We start from the raw sequence: 20,928 nt of genomic DNA on the forward strand, positions 1-20,928 counted from the left end.
TTGTCATTATTACCTATTTTCATGTACGATTCAATTGTAAAGTAGAAGGAAGGTTATATAATGCCACTTGATTTAGATATCTCACTTATAGTTATTTTAATTTTCTTTGGCTTTTTAGCTGCTTTTGTCGATTCTGTTGTCGGTGGTGGTGGTCTTATTACATTGCCAGCCTTATTATTTACTGGACTTAGCCCTGCTTCAGCAGTAGCAACAAATAAGCTAGCAGGCTCGCTAGGCTCTTTAACGAGCACTATTACATTTTATCGTTCAGGAAAACTAGATATTAGGTCTGTTTATAAATGGTTTCCACTGTCATTTTTCGGCTCGATGCTCGGTGCTTGGGTTGTCCATTTAATCAATCCAGAAATTTTAAAGCCTTTAATGCTTGTGATGCTAGCAGCTGTAGCTATTTATACAATTTTTAAAAAGGATTGGGGACATCTTTCTACGTATAAAAATTTATCGCGTAAAAAACTAGTTATCTTTTTGTTAGTGCTCTTTGTAATCGGCTTTTATGATGGTTTTTTAGGTCCTGGAACTGGCTCATTTTTAATTTTTGCTTTTCTTATCGTAGGCTTTGATTTTTTGAAGGCAGCAGGCAATGCAAAATTTTTAAACTTCGGTAGCAATATCGGTGGGTTACTTATGTTTATATCACTCGGACAAGTTAATTATACATACGGTCTAATAATGGGGGTAGCACAAATTGCCGGAGCTATATGTGGGTCAAAATACGCGATTAAACGCGGCAGCGGCTATGTTCGCATATTATTTATCGTTGTAACTATTATTTTGTTGGCTAAAAATGCTTATGATTTCTTTAAATAATATAAATGATTTGAGTTACCTGCTTACAACAAATCGCTAACATAGCAATAAAGGGATTTCGGGAAAATTTGAACTTTCCCGACACCCCCTTTAACGTTTAATTCTCCCTATATACTTCAACGCATTTTCAGACGGAACGAGCATCATTTTATCATTGCGTTTTTTACGAATCATATATGCTTTATAAAAGCAGCGCTCTGCAGTCGTTACATTGCCCTGCTCTAAATAGCACTTACCCTTAAATTGCCATATACTATCCTCGAATTGTTGGAAATGATGCTCCTCACAGTACGCTAATGCTTGTTCAAATAAACTTAATGCCTTTTCATACTCTTTTGCATGCTTGATAGCTTCCCCGTAGTTAATTAGCGATATTAGATACTCTTCTCCGCCCTTAGGTTCGAAATAATCTAATGCTTCCTTTATGTAATATAATGACGTAGCAATACACCCTGCTAGCCTATTTAAATAGCCGAGCTGACGATATGTTCTATACTTTATATCACCGTCGATAGTTGGCTCTAATAGAATAGAATCACCTAGGCGAAGAGCAGCATAAAGTTTATCAGTATCTAAACATTTCTCACGTAAAAAATCATTTTCATCAATAAAAACTATCTGCCTAATCTCCTGAAATCTCTGATCAAAGTCATTTATTAACACGAAACCTCTCCCCTTAGCCTTCTATTACATCTTTATCAAACTTTTGTGCTAATGAGGCTGCACCCATCTTCAAAATTTATGATATTTGCCAGAGCCATTAAGGCAATATGTTGTTGGTCACTTAATAAAAGTTTAAATGAAAAGCATGCTGCTATTCAACATGCTCATTTTTATACATATTATTGCCCTTCAACCGCCAGTAATGCCTTCTTCAATTCAATGCCTGCACTAAAGCCTGTTAAAGTGCCGTCTTTTCCAATAACTCTATGACATGGCACAACGATAATTACTGGGTTTGCCCCAATAGCACCACCAACAGCTCTCACTGCCTTCGGGTTTCCTATACGTAGAGCTATATCAGAATATGTGCATGTTTCTCCGTAAGGAATTTGCTGCAATTCTCGCCATACGCTTTCTTGAAAAGGAGTTCCCCTATAATGTATGGAGAAATCAAATTGTTGTCGTTGTCCTTGAAAATATTCAGTAAACTGCTGTATATAGGACGTTAATTTACTAGCATCCTCTTTTACTTCGCTACCTTTATGATGCTTATTAGCCCATACAAACAGCTTCTCTTCATTTTCGTGCAACGACCCTGTATAACATAACCCTTGCTCAATTGCTGCGATGACAAACTGGATATCCCCAAAATTAAAATTTGTCCAATATATCGGTTGTGCCATTACAATCCCTCCGTAATGTTAGCTCATTTCAACAGTCGGTCCCATTACTGGAGGCACTGTTAAACCTGCTTGACGTAATAAAACGGTCATTTGTCCACGGTGATGTGTTTGATGATCAACTAATACTCTAAACAACGCACCGCGCGGCATCGAACCTCCAAATGCAGGTACCTCTTCCGTTAGCTGTTCATCAGATAATGCTGGAATTTCTTTTTTATATGCTTCAATTACCATTTCATACGCTTCTATAATATCTGCCATATTATTAGGCACAGCCATATCTGGTCCCGGTGCAGGTATTTGTAACCCCGCAAATTGTCCAAATACACCTGCTGTTCCTACTAAGTGCCAAGCTAACCAGCCTAACGTATTGTGACCTTCCACAATTGACTGACCCATTTTTTCATCAGTAATTGCCTTCAATACATTTAGAGTGCCTTTTGAAGATACGTGCCAATCCTTTGAAAAATCCTCTACTGTACGATACATAAAAAATCCCCTTCCCATGTGCTTATCTAATTTCAATTAATGCATAGCACTTAGCAGAAATCTCACTGCTAGTGCTTTCCTATTATCTACAGCATAATCAAAAAAACATCAAATTTCAATTAGTTTGCTGCCTATACTATATACCGTCCTAAAGTGCGCCAAGTCTCAATTTTTTCTTCAAAAGTTTTAATATTTCTCCCTGGTATTGGGCTTGTCGAAGGCATTTTTTCGTAATAACGTCCATCAAGAATTTCCAGCCCAACATGCTTTTTAAATACATCAAAGGATTTAGCACCATTAAAAAATACTGCTTGTATTTGAGGGTACTGTTGAAAAAGTAGTGAAAAATTATTCGGCACTTCATTTCGAATATTTGCATCTAAGCTACCTTGACGTTCACAGGATTGGATGACATCCCATAGCCCAATGCCTTTTTCTTTTAACAACTCCACACGCTGTGTATAATCTTCCGATATATCTTCGTCTATAATAGCAGCGATAATTGGCCAAAAATGATTGCGAGCATTCCCATAATATTGTTGTTTGTCTAGTGATTGCACGCTTGGCATTGAACCTAAAATAAGCACCTGCGTCCGCTTATCAATTATCGGTAGTAAACTATTTTGTCGCATCATTTTCACCCATTTCTCTTATCTATTTAGCTCCTTTAAATATAACATAATAATAATTAACTCTTGTCCAGATTTCTTTAGAGCTTTAGTGGAAGTTAACCTAAAACTATCACGACACGCGCCAGCGGTTAATTGATCTGCATCGTGCAGGCCTTCTTTTCAAAATCTGTAACATCCGCTGGGGCATTTGGGGTAATACGATGTTGATCACTCAGTCGTTACGGCACCCTTAGACTGTGTTCCTCTATTTCAGCGGGTGTTTGAACACCCACTGAAAACACATATGTAGGCAAAGTCGAAATCGACTTTGCCTACATAATGATTATTCTGTAAATTTCACATTTTGAATTTTGTAAATACCTGTTGGATCAATAGTGAAGCCAGTAATCTTTTTGCTTACACCCGTTAAATAAGCTTGGTGGTAAACAAACGCTGCTGGAGCCTCTACATTCAGTATATTTTGGATGTCTTTATAGTAAGCTAAACGCTTATCATTATCTGTTTCAACACGAGCTTCATCTAATAATTTATCTACTTCTGGATTAGAGAAACGAGTACGGTTGTTATTACCAATATCACTTGAGTGGAATAATGGATACAATGCGCCATCCGCATCACCTGTTGATGCAGACCATCCTAAAATGAACATATCATGGTCACCAGCGCCTGTTTTCTCTAAATATGCGCCCCACTCCATTACTTCAATTGTTACTTCAATGTTTAATTGTTTTAATTTTTCTTGTAAAACAACTGCAATTTGTTGACGTTGTGGGTTATCATTTGTCCAAATTGTTGTTTTGAAACCATTTGGGAATCCAGCTTCTGCCAGTAATGCTTTCGCCTCTTCAATATTAGAATCTTGAGGTGTAACATCATCACTATAGCCCCAAATCATCGGTGATAATGGACCTTTAGCAGCTAAACCAAAGCCATCATAAACCCCTTGTAAAATCTCTTCACGATCAATTGCTTTTGAAATTGCTAGACGTACTTTGGCATTATCATAAGGTGCTTTTTCAGCATTGAAACCAACATATGCAATCGACATAGATGGTTGTTGAACAATGTTTGCAAATGATTCTACTAATGGAACCTCTGTAGGTTGTACTGGATCGATAATTTGCGCGTTACCTACTTCTAAGTCCGCAGCACGTGTTGCACTTTCAGGTACTGTTTTAAATACAGCTGAATCATAAGCGACTTTATCGCCCCAATACTCTTCATTTTTCACAAAGCGAATTTCTTGTCCAGGTGTCCATTTATCAAATTTTAAGAAACCAGTACCTACTGGGTTTGCATTTACATAAGCGCGAAGTTTTGATGTATCATCGCCTGCTTCTGCATAATCTTTCGCAATAACTTCTGGGCTAATCATATAGCCACCAGCATGTGTTAATACTGCTAAAAGTGGACCATAAGGTGTTTTTGTTTTAATGTCTACTGTGAATTCATCAACAACTGTCACCGATTCAATTGGTTCAAAGTTTGTAGCACGTGGTGATGCTACTTTTGGATCTAGTAAACGATCTAAGTTGATTTTTACCGCTTCCGCATTGAAAGGTGTTCCGTCGTGGAACTTCACATCTTGTCGTAATTTTAATTGTAATGTTACATCATCAATTTGTTCCCATGATTCTGCTAATAAAGGTTCGATTTCACCTGTTTCAAAATTACGCACTACTAATGTTTCAAAAATATTAGCTTGTACGTTATTAGATGGTACATCATTTGAACCATGTGGGTCTAATTCAACTGCTTCTGATAGCACTTCTAAAACAAGCTCGCCACCCGATACAGTTTCTGTGCTTTGATTTCCATTATTAGCTGTGTTTCCTTCTTTGTCTGTTTCTTTTTCTTTGCCTTTGTCATCACTACCACCGCATGCAGCAAGCACAAGGATAAGTGCTGACACTAACAGCAATAACCATAGTTTGTTTTTCTTCATTCCCAAAGCCTCCCTTTATAAAGTTAACTTTCAGAAAATTAACTTTTTTAAATATTATCCGAATTTTTCATAAAAATCAACCCTTCTACATATATATAAAAATTATTTTTAATTATAAAAGCTGCGAAAAAAGCAGGCGGTCACCTACTTTTTCACAGCTTTTTACATTATTCCTAATGTTATGGAATTACATATTTTGTGAATATTTATAAATTATTTGTAATATTTCATTATTTTTTTCTATTGGATTTCAATCCTTTAGAAATTTGCTTCCATTTTCGTTGCTCAGCCTGCCTTGCTTGAGCATCCGTTTTACGCTCTATATAGGCCAGTTCACGCTGAAGCTTAAAGTAGCTTTGCAGACGTGCAGCTTCTAGCATCCCTTCATCAATTGCATGCTGCACAGCGCAATGTGGCTCTCCTTTATGAGTACAGTCTTTAAATCGGCATTGCTCTGCTAACTGTTCGATATCTTGGAAACTTGAAGCAAGGCTATCCGATTGATTCCAAAGCTGCAATTCTCGCATACCTGGTGTATCAATCAAGGAGCCACCTGAGCTTAATGTCACAAGCTCGCGATGTGTAGTCGTATGGCGACCTTTTGCATCATCCTCTCGAATACCAGAAACCTTCATCTTCTCTGTACCTAAAAGCTCATTTGTCAGTGTGGATTTTCCCGCACCAGAAGAGCCTAGCAGCGCTCCAGTCACACCTGCTGGCAGCAATTCTCGCAAACGTTCAAAGCCAATACCTGTAACCATACTTGTCACAATTACCTCGACACCAAATGCAATGCTTTCCACCTCTGTAGTATAGCGTGCGACATCATTACATAAATCTGCCTTTGTTAATACAATGACAGGCGTTGCGCCAGAATCCCATGCTGCTACTAAATAGCGCTCTAATCTACGAACATTAAAATCGTCATTTAAGCTCATTACAAGCAACACAATATCCACATTCGCCGCAACAATTTGTTCTTCAATTTCCAAACCAGCTACTTTGCGTGAAAATACCGATTTACGCTTTAGTAGCTTATGAATAATCGCCCGTTCCTCTCCAGGCATTTGCTCCACTAACACCCAGTCCCCTACTGCCGGATAATCCTCACGTGCAAATGCATTGTAAGCAAAATTTCCTGCTATCGTTGCAAGCCATTCCCCTTGTTCGCTAATTAAGCGATAAGAATGCTTATGTTCCAATACAATGCGTGCTGGTAAATAGCTTTTATATTTATCCTCTAAATTCTCAATTTGCTCCTTAAAAAATGCTGTTAATCCTAAATTATTTAAATTCAATGGTAGTTCCTCCTAAAAATAGTTATACATAAAAAAAGTCTTGAGCTGCCAATTCAGCAGTTCAAGACTTTTACACACGTACAATAGGAGCTCCCCATTTATAGCGAAGCTAAATAAGCATGCGTCAAAACGCACACTGTAGGCGTGTGAAAGTGAACAAGCTGAATAGCAGTTTGTCAATAGCAATCTTATTCATCATGTCACAACACCTACTTCCGTTAATTAGTAATTACAATATAGCGAAATATTTCCTGAAAGTCAATTGTATTAGTGAGAATTTATTCAAAATTGTAACTTAAGGTTGTTTTAATCAATTGCGTGGTTTTCACCATTTATTCATAGAAAAGGCCTAAAAAACCGTTGATTTCCGTTGCGGGGGACTCTTTCCGCAGGCACGGCTTCAACTAATTTATTTCGGCCCCTGCCGAAAATAATTAGTTGAAGCTATGCCCCGTGGAAAGCGAGCCAATCGTAACGGAAATCAACTGATAATTTGAATATTTATAGTAATTCAGGGCGTTTTTATCTCTTTTTTTGGGAAACAGTGTTTCATTCTGTCAACCTATACTTTTTTAGTGATGAACCTGAGAATTAGCAACTAATGCATTATATTCCTCTTCAATACGTGCCACATCAATGCGTTCAAATAAAGGCGTAACAGCTTGCAACTGTGTTGGCAATACAGTTTGTTCGCGCCATTCAATTGTTTCAATTTGCAACATAGCTCGAATCTTTTCTGTCGAAAATGGTAAAAACGGCTGTAGTAGCTGCGCCAAATTGGCAATAATATATGTGCATGTTACAAGTGTATGTCCTGTACTTTCTATACTTTTCTTCACCTGTAACCATGGTTGTTGTTCATCAAAATAACGATTTGCAACACGAATGTATTCAAAAATTTTCTCTAACGCCTGTTTTAAATGTCCCTGTTCAATTAATGTACCTACACTTTCATAAAGTGCAACCGTTTGCTCACGGATGGTTTCATCAATTTTCCCACTTGGCATAACACTAGCAAATGATTTTTCAATAAACTTCAATGTACGATTGACAAAGTTACCATATGCCCCAAGTAATTCACCATTATGGCTATATATAAATTCACGCCACGAAAAATCGGCATCGCGATTTTCAGGTGCATTTGCTGTTAAGAAATAACGAATAGAATCTGCATCATACTGCTCTATCATATACGGCACCCACACCGCCCAATTTTGACTAGTAGATAGCTTCTTTTTCTCTAAAGTTAAATATTCATTTGAAATGATATGTGTTGGCAATGAAGGGTTTTTCAATGCCATTAAAATTGCTGGCCAAATCACACTATGGAATGGAATATTATCCTTGCCATGAATATAATACGCGATAGTATCCTCGTTCCACCAATCTTCTAGAGCTTCACCATGCTGTCGTGCCCACTCTGTACTCGCAGTTAAATAACCAGCTACTGCCTCAATCCAAACGTAAATTTTTTTATCGCGGAAGCCCTCTACAGGCACCTCCACACCATTTGGCAAGTCACGAGTAACAGCACGATCTGGTACTCCCTCTGCTAAATAACGCTCCGTTAACGCAATCGCATTATCGCGCCAACGTTTATCATTTTTCGCTTGCACTACAAATCGTTCCAATGCCGATTGAAATTTGCTAAAAGCAAAATATAAATGCTCCGTTTCTTTTATCACAGGCTCATTGCCACAAATTTTGCAGCGCTTTTCCAATAAATCTAGCGGATCTAAAATCGCTGAACAGTTATCACATTGATCTCCTCTCGCCTTTGCACCACAATTTGGACAAATCCCCTCTACAAAACGATCAGGCAAAAATTGTTGATCTACTTCACAATATGCTTGTTCAATTTTCTTTGTGTATAAATGCCCCTCTGCTAGTAGCTGTAAAAATAGCTGTTGTACCGTTTGATGATGATGCGATGCGTCTGTTCGTGTATAAAAATCATACGTAAAGCCTAAATTCGTAAAGCTTTCTTGAAACTCTTGATGATAATAATCCGCAATCGCTGCGACAGTTGTATTTTCTTGATTTGCACGAATGGAAATCGGCGTACCATTACAGTCACTGCCAGATACATATAGCACGCGCTCCCCCTTTTGTCGGTAATAGCGAGCTAAAATATCTCCTGGTAATAATGCTGCAATATGCCCTAAATGTAAAGATCCATTTGCATACGGCCAAGCTCCCCCAATAACAATTGTCATGATAAATCCTCCTATCAAAATTAATGTCACTTAATCTGTTTCAGACAGAGACACTATATTTGCTTCATAGAAGCTTAAACTAAATAAAAAACGCCCTAATCTAAAAAGATTAGGACGTTGAATTAACGTGGTACCACCTATATTTACAAATAGCTCACACTATTTGCCTCATTCAGTACATCACATGCGAGATACTGTCGCTGTTGTAACGAGTGCTCTTCTCGTCGTAGCCTACTTATCGTTCGGTACGCAGCTCCAAGGCCATTTTCCACTAGGTCAGCTTGCTTCATTTCCACCATCAGAAGCTCTCTAACAAACGTACCCTACTGTACTTTCCTCTTCAACGCTTTTCATTTCAAGTTGTAATTTATCATACATACAAATAAAGTAAAAAGCAAGTCAATGTTATTTTGGTTTTTTAAATGATTGATTCCTTGTTATCGGTTGCCCAATAAAAACATGATCTAACAATTCCTCAGACGAACCATTACATAGCAAAACGATTTCTTGAATATAAGGTAAGTTTTCAAAATATGATTCAGCAAGCGATCCCATAAACATTTGACCTCCAGCCGAACCTTGGACTTGCTGTACGCCATCATCCAAATTTAATATAAGTGTGCTATCATTGTTCGTTAACTCATAGTCGATTAAGTTTACTGGTTCAATAACCACTTCATCAAAAATAAAACGAATCATAGATTGTTCTGATTCTTTCATATAATTAACTGCTCGAGGGATAACATATTCTGCATTTGCATCCGCCTCATAAACTACAATTGTTTGTTCCTTAGTTACTTCATTGCTCTTTTTATTGTTCTCCTGTGTACAACCTGTTAATAAAACTAAAACAAATATACTCATCCATAGCCATTTTTTCATTGCATTCCCTCCTTTACCTTATGATAAACGATGAAATGAAGAATCATCAACAATTGTCTGTGCTGGCAATTGTAATAAATCTACTGATGTTAAACCCTTTTTTTTCTGAAAGGATTTTACTAATCTATATCCGATACAATAGCCAATCCAAGGAGGTAATTTTTTCTGATTTCCAAATAAATATGGCTGGTGATTTTCCACATCGATTAACTGTAATGCTGGTACAAAATGCTTCTGCCAAATAGGAAGAATTTGCTTCATCGTATAACGTTTTGTCCACGGAGATAGCCACTTCTCGCCATATAATTCCTCTACAGCACATTCTGCAAGCCCTTCGATAATCAATGAATCCTGTAATGTTAGCTTACTAGGCGCTCGATTTAAAAATTGTAAACGACAAATATGATTATACTCATGCGCCAACAATGCATGAATTTCTTCCAATGGAAGCGATGTTGATACAAATAAAAAAAGTGCATTTGGATAAGCAACACCATTTTTTTTGGGTTTACCTGCCGTTATTGGAAAAATATAAATCGGTACGTCAGGTCCCTCCCATAAAGTACGCAATCGCCCATATTCCTTTTGCACAATTGCCCATATATCTAGCTGCTGCATACCTTGGAGTGTTTGCTTGATCTTCTTCCACTCGTTCGGTTGAAATAAGCCATTGCTGAGTAGTTCATACTGGATTGCTTCCTTTGATGCCCACGGAAATAACTTTTGCAAAGGAGCACATAGCACTTCACAGTGAATTTCCGCCAATCCTTCAGCTCGCTTATTTTTGCAAGATGCTATCATTTTAGCCAGCATTGGAGCAGTTGCAATAACCCCCATCGTACTCACCCTTTTTTCATAACCTATGCTATAGGTGACTAGCTCGTGTCTAGCAACGCTCTTTACATATATTAAAGTGTATGAAATGAAAAGGGGGGACAAATATGGGAAGAGCAGACATGTACGATTTATGTTGTCAATATCACGGTAAAAGAGTACGAATTACAGAGAGAGATGGACGTATACATGAGGGGCGCATTACACGTGTAGATCGAAGAATGGTTTGGCTGGAGCCTGATGGAGGATTTGGTGGCTATCGCTTAGGATTTTGGGGGTTCGGCTTCCGTCCAGGCTTTGGCGTTGGTATCGCCTTAGGAGCAATTGCTGGTATTGCATTAGCGCCTTTATTCTTCTGGTAAAGTTTAAAAGGCATCCAGTCTTGTGCGAAAAGTATATTTTAACGTGCGAATTTCCCCTGCTTACGAGCGAAACATCACTATAAATCTATTTAAAAAAGTGGGAACAAAACCTCTTTTAAGCGGAAAAAGTGAAACCAAATAACGAGGTTTCACTTTTTTGTTTTAAAAACGGAAATACTAAATATAGCTTTTCACTATTGCGTCATCAATCGCTTTTTAATTTGTAGTGCAATCACTTCTAACACAATTGCTACAATTAACGCACAATACGTAATCATTCCGACTTCATGTAAATCGTAATAGAAGCTTGAGGACATAAAGAGCTCAAAACCGATACCTCCAGCAGCAGCCGCTGCTCCCATAGCGATCGCTACACCGTAGTTTGTTTCAAAGCGTAAAAATGTCCATGATACGAGGTAAGAAGCTGATTGTGGTAAGACACAATGGAAAATAATATGCCACCAACTAGCACCTGATGCGCGCAATGCCTCGATTGCCCCTTCCTCAATCTCCTCAAAGGACTCTGCATAAGCCTTCGTCAAATAGGCCATTGTGTGCAGCATCATCCCTAGTACCGCCGCTACGGCTCCAAGCCCTGCGACAATGGCAAAAATTAATACCCATAGCACAGTTGGTACTGCACGAATAACTGAATTAAATGCAATAATTGCATTGGAAAGACTAGCTGGCGCTAAATTTTTCGCTGTGCTAATTGCTAAGAAAAAGGAAACAAATGCACCTAGTATCGTCGCTAAAAAAGCTAACGCTAGTGTAATTACAATTTGTGTAATCGCTGTACCAAATGTAATTTGATTAAAGGCTGGCTGTAAAAACATCATTTTTAAGTTATCAAACGTATAAAAAATGGCTGTTGGCCAATCAATTGTTGAATACTTTAATAAAAAGGGACCTATTAAAGTAAAGATGGTTAAAAAAATGATGACAGCACGTACAGTAATTGTCGCCTTTGTCAATGTGCGAGTTTTAATCTTGCCATTTTTAACATGAATCCCTTGCAACAAGGCTGTGTGCTCCACTATAAAATCATCCTCCTTACTTTATTCGAGGTAAACTCAATCGCAATTACAACAACAATAATCGACAGTGTAATTAAACCAAGTGTGCCATAATCTAATCGTTTATAATGCAAGTCAAATAAATAACCGATGCCTGTACCTGTTAAGAGGCCTATTAATGTCGCACTACGTATATTTGTTTCGATCATATAAAAGAGCCAGCTTAACATTTGCGGCATCGTATCTGGCAGGACTCCTTTAAAAACCATTTGAAAATAAGTTGCTCCTGTCGCATTCAACGCTTCAACCCCATCCGCACTTGCTTCATCAATTGTTTCCATAAACATACGTACTAATGTACCGAATGTAGAAATAAATAATGCAAAATAGCCCGTCACCACATTATGGCCAAATGAAATAACTAAAACTAACGCCCATGCAACAACAGGAATATTACGAAATACAGAGGCAATTAAGCGAGTGCTAAACGCAAGTATACGATTAATTTGTGTTGTTTTAGAACCGAAAATAGCAAAAAAGAATGCACAAACAGCAGCAGTTGTTGAAGCAATTACTGATAAAATAATCGTCTCCCATAAACGCGATAACACTTTCGGTAAATTTTCCATAGCCGCTGCATCAGGTATAAGGTTTGTAGCAATCCAAGCAATGGTTCCTGGAATTGACTTTATCCCTTTCATCACATCAAAATCCGTTATCATCGAAGAACCATACGTAATCGCTAATAACAGGATGATAATACCTGTCATTTTCCACTTTTTCATCCTTAAAAAATTGGTTGTTGTCATTGTTTCCTCCGTCTAACGCTATTCAAAAATAAGCTCATCTACTTCTGCACCATAGATATTACGAATATCCATTTGACTTAATCGCTTCGGTAAATCATCGAATAATTTAGAGCCTCGATTTAAGCCAATAATGCGATCAGAATATTTCAACGCTACATCCACTTGATGTAAGTTCACAAGTACTGTAATGCCCATCGATTGAGAGATTTCTTTCAAATGGTCCATGATGACCTTTGAGGAATTTGGATCAAGTGAAGCAATTGGCTCATCACACAATAGCAACTTTGGCTGTTGCACAAGCGCTCGTGCAATACCAACACGTTGTTTTTGTCCGCCACTTAGCTGATCACAGCGTTTATATACATGATCCTTCATACCTAGCTTTTCTAAGATTGATAATGCTAGCATTTTTTCTTCTTCCGTATACAAGCCTAAAATGCCTTGCAGTGTAGACTTATAACCAAAGCGACCATGCAGCACATTTTCAAATACAGTTAGGCGCGAAACTAAATTATAGTGCTGAAACACCATACCAATTTTCGTACGCTGCTTGCGCAGTGCAGATTTACTTAATTGCGTAATATTCGTTCCATCGAAAATGATGTCACCACTTGACGGTTCAATCATGCGATTAATACAGCGTAGCAATGTTGATTTCCCAGCACCTGATGGTCCAATAATCGATACGAATTCACCCTGCTTTAACTGTAAATCAATATCTTTAATAATTAGTGTTTTCATATCGTAGCTTTTCTCAATATTGCGCAATTCCAATACAGTTTGCGCAGCAATCGATGCTTCTTTCGACGTCACTTGCTCAGTTGGACGATCTAACGTAATCGTTGACATCATTTTCTTCCTTTCTTTATTAAAGAAATAACTTATCAATTACGCTTCTGCGTAATTGATAAGTAAATTTAATAGATGTTTAAAATAAAGCTCCTATAATGCAATTTAATTAATTAGATAATGCACGAATTGGATCAAACCAAGCATCTTCCACTTTTACAAAACGCTCGTCAGCTGATTTATAAAACAGCCCAACTTCACCCGAATCTTTTGGTACAAAAATAGTTTTATCATTTGTTGTTTCATCAGAAATTAAAAGCTCTGTTAATTTTGTAATCTCTTCCTCTGTTAATACAGATTTATTCACTACAAATGGTGAGTTTAATACTGGTGTAGAGGAAATTAATACAAACTCCTTACCAGGTAAATTATTGAATGGCGCAGCTGCATCATCCTTTACGCGATAAACAGCGCCTGCTGTATTTGGTTCACCTTCTACTATATCTACATATGCTGATACACACGTATCACAAAAAGCTGCAACATCAGAACGTTCCATTAACATATTCACCGCCGAGCCTTGGTGAGAATCGCCAAATAACACTTCTGGGAATAGCGCATTCGCTTCAATTAAATCATCTTGTGTTAAAGATTTATAAGCATCTTGTTTTGTAAAGTGAGCAACAATTGAACTAGATGGTACTTTAAAGCCCGAAGTTGAAGATGCTGATACGAATGACATCTTTTTTCCTGCAATTGTATCAATTGAGAATTGGCCATCTACTTTATAGTCATCAGCTTTATCTTTCGGTACTGCCAACCAACTGTAATAAACCGCGTCTTCTAATGTTCCTGAACTACCCGAAGGAACAACGATTGGTTGTACATCTGCACTTTTATTATTTGCTTCAATATAGCCTTGTGGACCCATGAAAGCGACTTGTGCATTACCACTTGCAATAGATTCAATAGCAATCGCATAATCTGTCGTTAGTTTTTGTTCTACTTTACGACCTGTTGCTTCCTCAAAAATCTTACCGAATGCATCGCGAGCTCCAGCCATTTCAGAACCTGATTCATTTGGATACCAAACCATTACTAATGGCTCGTTTGATTTAGACTTTGCTGTATTTCCATCTGCATCATTAGCAGCTGCCTTACTTGATGTCGTACCTTCTTCTGAATTACACGCAGCTAGAAAAATTGCACATAAAATCATTGAAAATAGTAAAACCAACTTTTTGTTCATGTTACTCTCCTTTTTTCTGCTCAAAATTTAGTAGACGTGCTCTACATTCAACATTTAATCATAATTATCGAATAATAAAAGTAGTTTGGCAGTTTCTTAATAATCATTAACTAAGCATTTACAAACTGCGGCATGTGTAAATGCTGCATAACATATTTACCAAGCGCTACTTCCGTGCCATATCGACCGTGAAAATCGGAGCCACCTGTCATCAGCAATCCATGCTTGTTAGCCATCGTTACAATTCGTTCATAATCCTGTTCATTGTGATCTGGATGTACAAGCTCAATGCCATCTAGCCCCTCTTGTATCAATTGTTCTGCAATATCATAAGAGTCTAGCTGTCCAGGATGTGCTAATACCGCTATCCCGCCATCTGCCTTAATAGCACGTAGCGCATCAAAGGCATCGACATAACGTATATCACTTGCTGCCACACCGTTGTTTTTAAACAATGACCTATACAAAGTTTGATAATCCTTTGAATCAAAGGCTGCTGTCGTTAATACATCCATAATGTGCTGTTTGTAAAGTACATTCGCTTTTGCAGTGCGCTCTAATGCTTGTTCCTCTGTAATAGCAAAGCCAGCTTCTTGAATTTGTCGTAATTGCCAGAGCGTATGTTCATGGCGACGGGCTAATAATGGTTGGCAAAGCTGACGAATATGCTCACACGGGCCTTGCAATTGATAGCCTAGCATATGCACCTTGCGACCACGCTCAAAATCATAGGCCGAGATTTCTATACCTGGGATAAAATGAACGCCGTATTTTTGTGCAAGCTGCTGCCCTTCTTCAATATGATCAACCGTATCATGATCGACGACACCAATATGTGTTAAACCAGCCTCATTCGCTTGTTGGAAAAGCTCCTCTAACGTATTAGAGCCATCTGAATATGTGCTATGCATATGCAAATCAACCTTCATTACACTAGCTCCTTTTGCTGCATTTTCGCCATGTGAAAGACATTGTCACATAAGCCTTCCATAAACTCTAAGTCGTGGAAAATGCCAATTAATGTCGTACCATTCGCTTTCAGCTTTTCAATTGCTTCACGCACCTTTAATTTAGATGAATGGTCAAGGCTCGCTGTTGGTTCATCAAGCAGCAATAAACGCGGCTCTTTTACAACAGCACAGGCAATATTTAAGCGTAGCTTTTCACCACCCGAAAACATATTTGGATAGCTATTCCACAGTGATTCATCAATATCAAAATGTCTTAGCGCCTGCTGTGCCTTAGTTGTCGCCTCTTCTTTCGACACGCCTAAATCAAGCAGCGATTGCTCTACTAGCTCTAGCGCTGTTGTACGTGGCATAACATTTAAAAATTGCGAGACATAGCCTATTTCATGCTTGCGCAAATAAACGATTTCGCGCGCTGTAGCCTGCACTAAATCAATTGTTCCAAATGCCTCGGATTGAAATAGAATCTTTCCATCCTGTGGCTCATATGTGCGGTAAATGCTTTTTAAAATAGTTGATTTACCGCTACCACTTTTCCCGACGATTCCTAAAAAGCTGCCCTCAGGCACATGTAATGAAACGCCCTGTAATGCAGGCAATGCTTTATTCAAATGATGAATTGTAAAACTTTTACGCAAATTTTCTACGGTAATCATCTTCACACATCCTTATCGATAATTCGTTTGTAAAATGACTTTACCGTCGACAATAGTTGATGTCACAACGGGATATCCATCTGCCATTTGTTCAATAATAATGATGTCCGCCTTTTTCTCCACTGCAATTGAGCCAATTTCATGCTCCATATTAACTGCCTTAGCTGGATTAAGCGTTACAAGCTGGAATAAAGCGTGTAAATCCTCTTCATATTTATTAGCAAGCTCAAAAATACCGTGTAGCATTGCAGGTGGATAATAATCGCTGCAAATAATATCAATAACACGTGCTTGGATCGCCTCTGCTGCACTTAAATTACCTGAATGTGAGCCACCTAATAAAATATTCGGTGCACCAGCAATCGTTTGTAGCCCTAATCTTTTTGCTTCCTTTGCTACATCTAATGTGATTGGAAACTCGCTAATTGTCGTTCCATATGATTGAACAAGCGCTAGCTTTTGCACATCGTCATCATCGTGTGAGGCAACAGCGATATTACGCGAAATAGCTAAACGACTTAGGCGCTCAATATCCTCTAGCGTAATTTTTTCCTTGTCAATTTGCTCTTTAATTATCGTATCTGCTTCATGCTCTGTCATTGAGCGATAGCCGCGCATAATACCCTTATATATTTCTAGATTGCGGTACTGCCCTTGCCCCGGTGTATGATCCATAAATGACAGTAGATGTACTTTACCATCTAAAATATTTTCCTCTAGCTGCTGCAATTGACCAACTGAATCAATTTCAAAGCGTGCATGTAAGCGATGGCGAATTAAATGCGGCTCATCATGCGAGGCGCTAATTGCATCCACGCATTTTTGTACATTTTCTGGATTACGGATTGCCTTATGTGAGTATTTATCATCGCCATAGTATGACAAGGAGTGGAAAATCGTCGTAATACCATGCGTCATTAAAATACGCTCACTTTCGCGCAAGCCGATATTCATATTCATAACTGAATTTGGACGTGGGCTAACAATCGTTTCGATATAATCCGAATGAATATCTACAAACCCCGGTGAAACGTAGCCACCATTTGCATCAATTATCTCTAGCCCCTCTAGCTCTACATCTGACTGATGGATAATTTGTTTAATCATCGCACCTTCGATAAGCACCACATGGTCATATAAAAATTGCTGTTCTGTTACAATTACTCCATTTACAATGGCAATCATAAAAAGCCTCCTTTATCAATTACGCCTCGGTCTTTATTCGAAATCTATTTTGGTTCAGCAAGAGCTGGATTCTTGCTGAAGCATTATAAAAGTGAATATACTAGCTGCTGTGTATAAGCATGCTGCGGGTCTTCAAGCACTTGGTCTGTTAAGCCATGCTCAATAATTTGACCGTTTAACATAACAATTGTGCGGTCTGCTAACATACGAATAACAGCTAAATCATGCGATACAACAATCATTGAAATATTCAATTCACGTTGAATTGATTTAATTAAATCGAGCACATCTGCCTGCACGGATAAATCTAGCCCTGTCGTCACCTCATCAAGCAATAAAACAGGTGGGTTATTCGATAAAGCTTTAGCAATCTGCACGCGCTGCTGCATACCACCCGAGAAGTTTCTCGGCGCTTCCTTGCTACGGAAAAGTGGTATATTGACATGGTCTAACAGCTCTAGGCTACGCTTTTCCATATTACGTACATGACGATTGCCTGCTGCAATTTGCTTTTCTGCAATATTACTCATTGAAGAAAAATCCATATTTAAGCCAAGCATCGGATTTTGATAAACCATGCCAAGAATTGTATTACGAATAAGGCGCTGCTGTTGACGAGATTGTTCGAAAATATTCGCTGTACCATTTTCATAATCCTCAAGTAAACCGATACCGCTCGTAATTTGCTCGTCAAAATACAAGCTCTTCATTAAAGTCGATTTACCACTACCACTTTCCCCAACAATCCCTAATATTTCTCCACGATACAGCTCAAAGGAAATATCACGACATGCATAAACAGTTTTACAAACAGGACAGAAGTTTTTTTCTAGCTGCACATGCTCACCTTGGCAATGAATACAGCCTTTCCCGTATTGCTTTGATAGCTTCTGAATTTGTAAAATCGGTTGTTCCTTCATTACTTCACAGCCACCTTTCGTGCTAGTACCTCTTTCATATAGCTCGTATCGTTACATAAATAGTATGTTTCGCCTGTCTTCTCATCTGTAAGCTCATCTAAGAAAACATTCGATAAGCCTGTCTCGCGACAAATCTTTCCTTCAAATTGCTCCACGACGAATGGATAGTCCTCAAAGGCAAGAGATTGTACATTTGTATATGGCGGAACAGCATAAATCTTTTTTTCACGTCCCGCACCAAATAGTATGAGCGCCTCATTGCTATCAATTTTCGGATTATCAAAGCGTGGTATTGGACTAGGATTCATCACATAGCGACCGTTTACAAGCACAGGATAGTCCGCACCTTGTGATGTTTGGTTATAACGCATAATTTGTTCAAATAGCATTAAATATGCCCCGCTATATTCCTTTTCCGCATGGTAACGCTTCGTCTTATATTCACTGCGCTCAATTGCACGTAACGGCTCTGGCTCTGGCACTTGCAAGACCAGAATTTGCTCCTTCGTCAACGGCACTTCTGGAATACGGTGGCGTGACTGCACAATTGATGCATCTTGAGTACGGCTTGTTGTCTCGACACCTGTTGTTTTTTGTACAAGCTTTTTAATATTGATTGCATTAACGGAATCATCTGCACCTTGGTCGATAACCTTCAATGTATCTTCCTTACCGATTAGCGCCAATGTCACTTGTAAACCACCCGTTCCCCAACCACGCCCAATCGGCATTTCACGCGAGGCAAACGGCACTTGATAACCAGGAATGGCAACGCCCTTTAAAATTGCGCGGCGTATTTCCTTTTTTGACTGCTCATCTAATAATGCGAACGGCACTTCTCTCATAGTGATTTGCCCTCCTTTTTAATCGTTCTCATTTGCTCAAGCTTCGATTGGAACGTTACGTAATGTGGCATTTTTAAATGTGAAATAAAGCCTGTTGATTCAATCGTATCGACATGGAGTAGCACGAATTCCTCGTCATGAATTGGCGTATCTCCCCCTGTCTCTAATGCGTGATCCACGATAGACATGGCAATGGCTTTTGTTTCATTTTGACCAAAGCAAGCGCCATAGCCGATATCAAACTCCAGCACTTGTTTATCTTCGCTATCAACATTAACAGGAATAAATGACTCTACCTCTGTTAGCTTAATTGCCCCAATGTAATACGGATCATCCTCATCATCCATTGCAACATGAATAGACTGCCACCCTACTCGTACTTCACCTACTGTCGGATGTGATGCACCATAGCCTCGCAAGCCTGCATAGCCTAGCGATGTAACAGTGCCCGTTTGTCCACGCGTTAGTGTTTGCAAACGCTGTGAACGGTTTGTTGGAAAGGCCATGCTTTCCTTAGTAATATCACTCGGCTCAGCATCGTTCTCAGGAAACTCTCGTATTAACCCTTCTTGGCGCAAGTAATCCATTACTTTCGGTAAATTTTCCAACGGCAATTCGCTTTCATCTGGCACTTCAATAGCCTCAAATTCAGCTTTTTGCGCTACTACATCCGCAGCTGTTTCTTGCAGTAAATCGAAATTAAGCAAACGGTGTAAATAGTCATGCGATGCACCTAAAATTTGACCACCTGGAATATCCTTAAAGCTTGCAGAAATGCGACGTAAAACGAACATATTTCGCGCATCTGTAGTTGTTGAATAGTACAGCCTCGGCAATGTTGAACGGTGCGCACGCAATAAGAAAATCGCTTCCTCTACATTGCCTTCACTTTGCTTCATTGCAAGTCCCGCTAGTTGCTCACTATATAAGCTACTCTCCGACATTACTTGATCTAAAAATCCTCGCATCGTAGCCTGTAATGTCTCAACTGCCACATATGCTCCTTCTTTGACACGCTCATATTGTAAATGCTCTAATGACGCCTCAATTGCTTCTGCACCACCGCGAACTGCTACATATGCCATTAATTCGTCACCTCACTCATGCTTGTTGTGCGAGGAAGGGCAATAACCCGTCCACTACGCTCGATAAAAATACAATCTATACCAAGTGGAAATTCCTTATTTTTGCTCGTGCGCAATGCTAAAAGCTCCTTACCTACAGCTAATTCAATATGCTCTACTGTTTTAATACCTGGTCCTGTTAGCTGAGCTGTAATTGTTGGTGCTATTTCATCTAACTCAATAATGATAGTTGCTGATTTTTGAGGATCAATTAAATCGCCAACTTTCGCTAGCTCAATCGCCTTTAATAGCTGTTGCTGCTCCGTACCATGTGGAATAATAATAAAATCCGCCTGCTCTAGAGACTTAATTTGACAACCTGTTATTGCATGCACAGACTGATTAATTTCTCGATGCTTATTAGCTGTTTGGAAGCTTACTTCACCATCTAGCAATGACATACAGATAGTAGCTGTTTCTGCATATAAACCATTAACTGTATAGTTATTTTCCAATTTCCCTGCTGTACCTGGTCTCGCAAAGCAATTTAGCAATGTACGAAATGCGCGTTGTGTATAATGTACGGTTTCCATGC

Annotated in this window: 22 protein-coding genes and 1 other annotated feature; of the genes, 2 read left to right on the forward strand and 20 right to left on the reverse strand. The window is 38.8% G+C overall.

What is annotated here, in order from left to right; translation table 11 throughout:
* The first annotated feature begins 60 nt into the window (after positions 1 to 60).
* Positions 61 to 828, forward strand: a complete 768-nt coding sequence (locus TY13_RS13925; protein ID WP_042477197.1) for a TSUP family transporter — start codon at positions 61 to 63, stop codon at positions 826 to 828.
* A 90-nt stretch (positions 829 to 918) separates the two neighbouring features.
* Here the strand turns inward: TY13_RS13925 and TY13_RS13930 are convergent, their stop codons facing one another.
* From TY13_RS13930 to TY13_RS13970, 9 genes are all read right to left on the reverse strand, one after another.
* Positions 919 to 1,491: a tetratricopeptide repeat protein gene (locus TY13_RS13930; protein ID WP_042477200.1), complete on the reverse strand. Its 573-nt coding sequence runs from the start codon at positions 1,489 to 1,491 to the stop codon at positions 919 to 921.
* Between the two features lie 179 nt (positions 1,492 to 1,670).
* Complete coding sequence (locus tag TY13_RS13935) at positions 1,671 to 2,174, reverse strand: methylated-DNA--[protein]-cysteine S-methyltransferase (RefSeq protein ID WP_042477202.1); 504 nt, start codon at positions 2,172 to 2,174, stop codon at positions 1,671 to 1,673.
* Positions 2,175 to 2,192: 18 nt separating this feature from the next.
* On the reverse strand, positions 2,193 to 2,663 hold the full coding sequence (locus TY13_RS13940) for a DinB family protein (RefSeq protein ID WP_042477205.1): 471 nt from the start codon (positions 2,661 to 2,663) through the stop codon (positions 2,193 to 2,195).
* A gap of 131 nt (positions 2,664 to 2,794) precedes the next feature.
* The gene (locus TY13_RS13945; protein WP_042477786.1) at positions 2,795 to 3,295 is read right to left on the reverse strand and encodes a DNA-deoxyinosine glycosylase; all 501 of its coding nucleotides are present in this window, start codon (positions 3,293 to 3,295) and stop codon (positions 2,795 to 2,797) included.
* 322 nt (positions 3,296 to 3,617) lie between these two features.
* Complete coding sequence (locus TY13_RS13950; RefSeq protein ID WP_042477207.1) at positions 3,618 to 5,240, reverse strand: glutathione ABC transporter substrate-binding protein; 1,623 nt, start codon at positions 5,238 to 5,240, stop codon at positions 3,618 to 3,620.
* Positions 5,241 to 5,470: 230 nt separating this feature from the next.
* Positions 5,471 to 6,538 (reverse strand): ribosome small subunit-dependent GTPase A, encoded by a 1,068-nt coding sequence (rsgA, locus tag TY13_RS13955; protein ID WP_042477211.1) that lies wholly within the window; start codon positions 6,536 to 6,538, stop codon positions 5,471 to 5,473.
* A 572-nt stretch (positions 6,539 to 7,110) separates the two neighbouring features.
* The gene (gene metG / locus TY13_RS13960) at positions 7,111 to 8,754 is read right to left on the reverse strand and encodes a methionine--tRNA ligase (protein ID WP_042477215.1); all 1,644 of its coding nucleotides are present in this window, start codon (positions 8,752 to 8,754) and stop codon (positions 7,111 to 7,113) included.
* A gap of 107 nt (positions 8,755 to 8,861) precedes the next feature.
* Positions 8,862 to 9,107: a binding site (T-box leader), on the reverse strand.
* Between the two features lie 52 nt (positions 9,108 to 9,159).
* A complete protein-coding gene (locus tag TY13_RS13965) occupies positions 9,160 to 9,636 on the reverse strand; it encodes a hypothetical protein (RefSeq protein ID WP_042477217.1) in 477 nt (158 codons plus the stop codon).
* Between the two features lie 18 nt (positions 9,637 to 9,654).
* Positions 9,655 to 10,473, reverse strand: a complete 819-nt coding sequence (locus tag TY13_RS13970; protein ID WP_052344342.1) for a DUF2268 domain-containing protein — start codon at positions 10,471 to 10,473, stop codon at positions 9,655 to 9,657.
* Between the two features lie 104 nt (positions 10,474 to 10,577).
* On the opposite strand from TY13_RS13970, the gene TY13_RS13975 reads away from it, so the two are divergent.
* A complete protein-coding gene (locus TY13_RS13975; RefSeq protein WP_042477220.1) occupies positions 10,578 to 10,832 on the forward strand; it encodes a hypothetical protein in 255 nt (84 codons plus the stop codon).
* 194 nt (positions 10,833 to 11,026) lie between these two features.
* On the opposite strand, the gene TY13_RS13980 is transcribed toward TY13_RS13975, so the two are convergent.
* From TY13_RS13980 to phnH, 11 genes are all read right to left on the reverse strand, one after another.
* A complete protein-coding gene (locus TY13_RS13980) occupies positions 11,027 to 11,869 on the reverse strand; it encodes an ABC transporter permease subunit (RefSeq protein WP_230199446.1) in 843 nt (280 codons plus the stop codon).
* A complete protein-coding gene (locus tag TY13_RS13985; protein ID WP_042477223.1) occupies positions 11,869 to 12,657 on the reverse strand; it encodes a PhnE/PtxC family ABC transporter permease in 789 nt (262 codons plus the stop codon). The genes TY13_RS13980 and TY13_RS13985 overlap by 1 nt, the downstream gene beginning before the upstream one ends.
* Positions 12,658 to 12,675: 18 nt before the next feature.
* A complete protein-coding gene (gene phnC / locus TY13_RS13990; protein WP_081797000.1) occupies positions 12,676 to 13,506 on the reverse strand; it encodes a phosphonate ABC transporter ATP-binding protein in 831 nt (276 codons plus the stop codon).
* A 109-nt stretch (positions 13,507 to 13,615) separates the two neighbouring features.
* Entirely contained in the window at positions 13,616 to 14,695 is a 1,080-nt protein-coding gene (locus tag TY13_RS13995; RefSeq protein ID WP_042477225.1) for a PhnD/SsuA/transferrin family substrate-binding protein, read from the reverse strand.
* A gap of 110 nt (positions 14,696 to 14,805) precedes the next feature.
* Positions 14,806 to 15,624: a PHP domain-containing protein gene (locus TY13_RS14000; protein ID WP_042477228.1), complete on the reverse strand. Its 819-nt coding sequence runs from the start codon at positions 15,622 to 15,624 to the stop codon at positions 14,806 to 14,808.
* Positions 15,624 to 16,325 carry a phosphonate C-P lyase system protein PhnL gene (gene phnL, locus TY13_RS14005; protein ID WP_268258013.1) on the reverse strand — a complete coding sequence of 234 codons (702 nt, stop codon included), beginning with the start codon at positions 16,323 to 16,325 and terminating at the stop codon, positions 15,624 to 15,626. The genes TY13_RS14000 and phnL overlap by 1 nt, the downstream gene beginning before the upstream one ends.
* 6 nt (positions 16,326 to 16,331) lie before the next feature.
* A complete protein-coding gene (phnM, locus tag TY13_RS14010; RefSeq protein ID WP_042477234.1) occupies positions 16,332 to 17,504 on the reverse strand; it encodes a phosphonate metabolism protein PhnM in 1,173 nt (390 codons plus the stop codon).
* Between the two features lie 83 nt (positions 17,505 to 17,587).
* Complete coding sequence (locus tag TY13_RS14015; RefSeq protein ID WP_042477237.1) at positions 17,588 to 18,424, reverse strand: ATP-binding cassette domain-containing protein; 837 nt, start codon at positions 18,422 to 18,424, stop codon at positions 17,588 to 17,590.
* Positions 18,424 to 19,269, reverse strand: a complete 846-nt coding sequence (locus TY13_RS14020; RefSeq protein ID WP_042477240.1) for an alpha-D-ribose 1-methylphosphonate 5-phosphate C-P-lyase PhnJ — start codon at positions 19,267 to 19,269, stop codon at positions 18,424 to 18,426. Before TY13_RS14020 ends, TY13_RS14015 begins: the two co-directional genes overlap by 1 nt.
* Positions 19,266 to 20,354 carry a carbon-phosphorus lyase complex subunit PhnI gene (locus TY13_RS14025; protein ID WP_042477244.1) on the reverse strand — a complete coding sequence of 363 codons (1,089 nt, stop codon included), beginning with the start codon at positions 20,352 to 20,354 and terminating at the stop codon, positions 19,266 to 19,268. Before TY13_RS14025 ends, TY13_RS14020 begins: the two co-directional genes overlap by 4 nt.
* Positions 20,354 to 20,926, reverse strand: coding sequence for a phosphonate C-P lyase system protein PhnH (phnH, locus tag TY13_RS14030; protein ID WP_042477247.1), 573 nt, complete (start codon positions 20,924 to 20,926; stop codon positions 20,354 to 20,356). Before phnH ends, TY13_RS14025 begins: the two co-directional genes overlap by 1 nt.
* Positions 20,927 to 20,928: the final 2 nt, after the last annotated feature.

It is taken from the genome of Bacillus ndiopicus, assembly GCF_000612805.1.
Taxonomy (GTDB): Bacteria; Bacillota; Bacilli; order Bacillales_A; family Planococcaceae; genus Metasolibacillus; species Metasolibacillus ndiopicus.

Bases quoted from the DNA above. Each gene is read 5' to 3' on its own strand.
- TY13_RS13945 (WP_042477786.1), bottom strand. From the start codon at position 3,295: ATGCGACAAAATAGTTTACTACCGATAATTGATAAGCGGACGCAGGTG.
- TY13_RS13995 (WP_042477225.1), bottom strand. From the start codon at position 14,695: ATGAACAAAAAGTTGGTTTTACTATTTTCAATGATTTTATGTGCAATT.
- TY13_RS14025 (WP_042477244.1), bottom strand. From the start codon at position 20,354: ATGGCATATGTAGCAGTTCGCGGTGGTGCAGAAGCAATTGAGGCGTCA.
- TY13_RS13950 (WP_042477207.1), bottom strand. From the start codon at position 5,240: ATGAAGAAAAACAAACTATGGTTATTGCTGTTAGTGTCAGCACTTATC.
- TY13_RS13975 (WP_042477220.1), top strand. From the start codon at position 10,578: ATGGGAAGAGCAGACATGTACGATTTATGTTGTCAATATCACGGTAAA.
- TY13_RS14000 (WP_042477228.1), bottom strand. From the start codon at position 15,624: ATGAAGGTTGATTTGCATATGCATAGCACATATTCAGATGGCTCTAAT.
- TY13_RS13965 (WP_042477217.1), bottom strand. From the start codon at position 9,636: ATGAAAAAATGGCTATGGATGAGTATATTTGTTTTAGTTTTATTAACA.
- TY13_RS14015 (WP_042477237.1), bottom strand. From the start codon at position 18,424: ATGAAGGAACAACCGATTTTACAAATTCAGAAGCTATCAAAGCAATAC.
- TY13_RS14020 (WP_042477240.1), bottom strand. From the start codon at position 19,269: ATGAGAGAAGTGCCGTTCGCATTATTAGATGAGCAGTCAAAAAAGGAA.
- TY13_RS13935 (WP_042477202.1), bottom strand. From the start codon at position 2,174: ATGGCACAACCGATATATTGGACAAATTTTAATTTTGGGGATATCCAG.
- TY13_RS13940 (WP_042477205.1), bottom strand. From the start codon at position 2,663: ATGTATCGTACAGTAGAGGATTTTTCAAAGGATTGGCACGTATCTTCA.
- phnM (WP_042477234.1), bottom strand. From the start codon at position 17,504: ATGATTGCCATTGTAAATGGAGTAATTGTAACAGAACAGCAATTTTTA.
- TY13_RS13985 (WP_042477223.1), bottom strand. From the start codon at position 12,657: ATGACAACAACCAATTTTTTAAGGATGAAAAAGTGGAAAATGACAGGT.
- TY13_RS13925 (WP_042477197.1), top strand. From the start codon at position 61: ATGCCACTTGATTTAGATATCTCACTTATAGTTATTTTAATTTTCTTT.
- metG (WP_042477215.1), bottom strand. From the start codon at position 8,754: ATGACAATTGTTATTGGGGGAGCTTGGCCGTATGCAAATGGATCTTTA.
- TY13_RS13970 (WP_052344342.1), bottom strand. From the start codon at position 10,473: ATGGGGGTTATTGCAACTGCTCCAATGCTGGCTAAAATGATAGCATCT.
- phnC (WP_081797000.1), bottom strand. From the start codon at position 13,506: ATGTCAACGATTACGTTAGATCGTCCAACTGAGCAAGTGACGTCGAAA.
- phnH (WP_042477247.1), bottom strand. From the start codon at position 20,926: ATGGAAACCGTACATTATACACAACGCGCATTTCGTACATTGCTAAAT.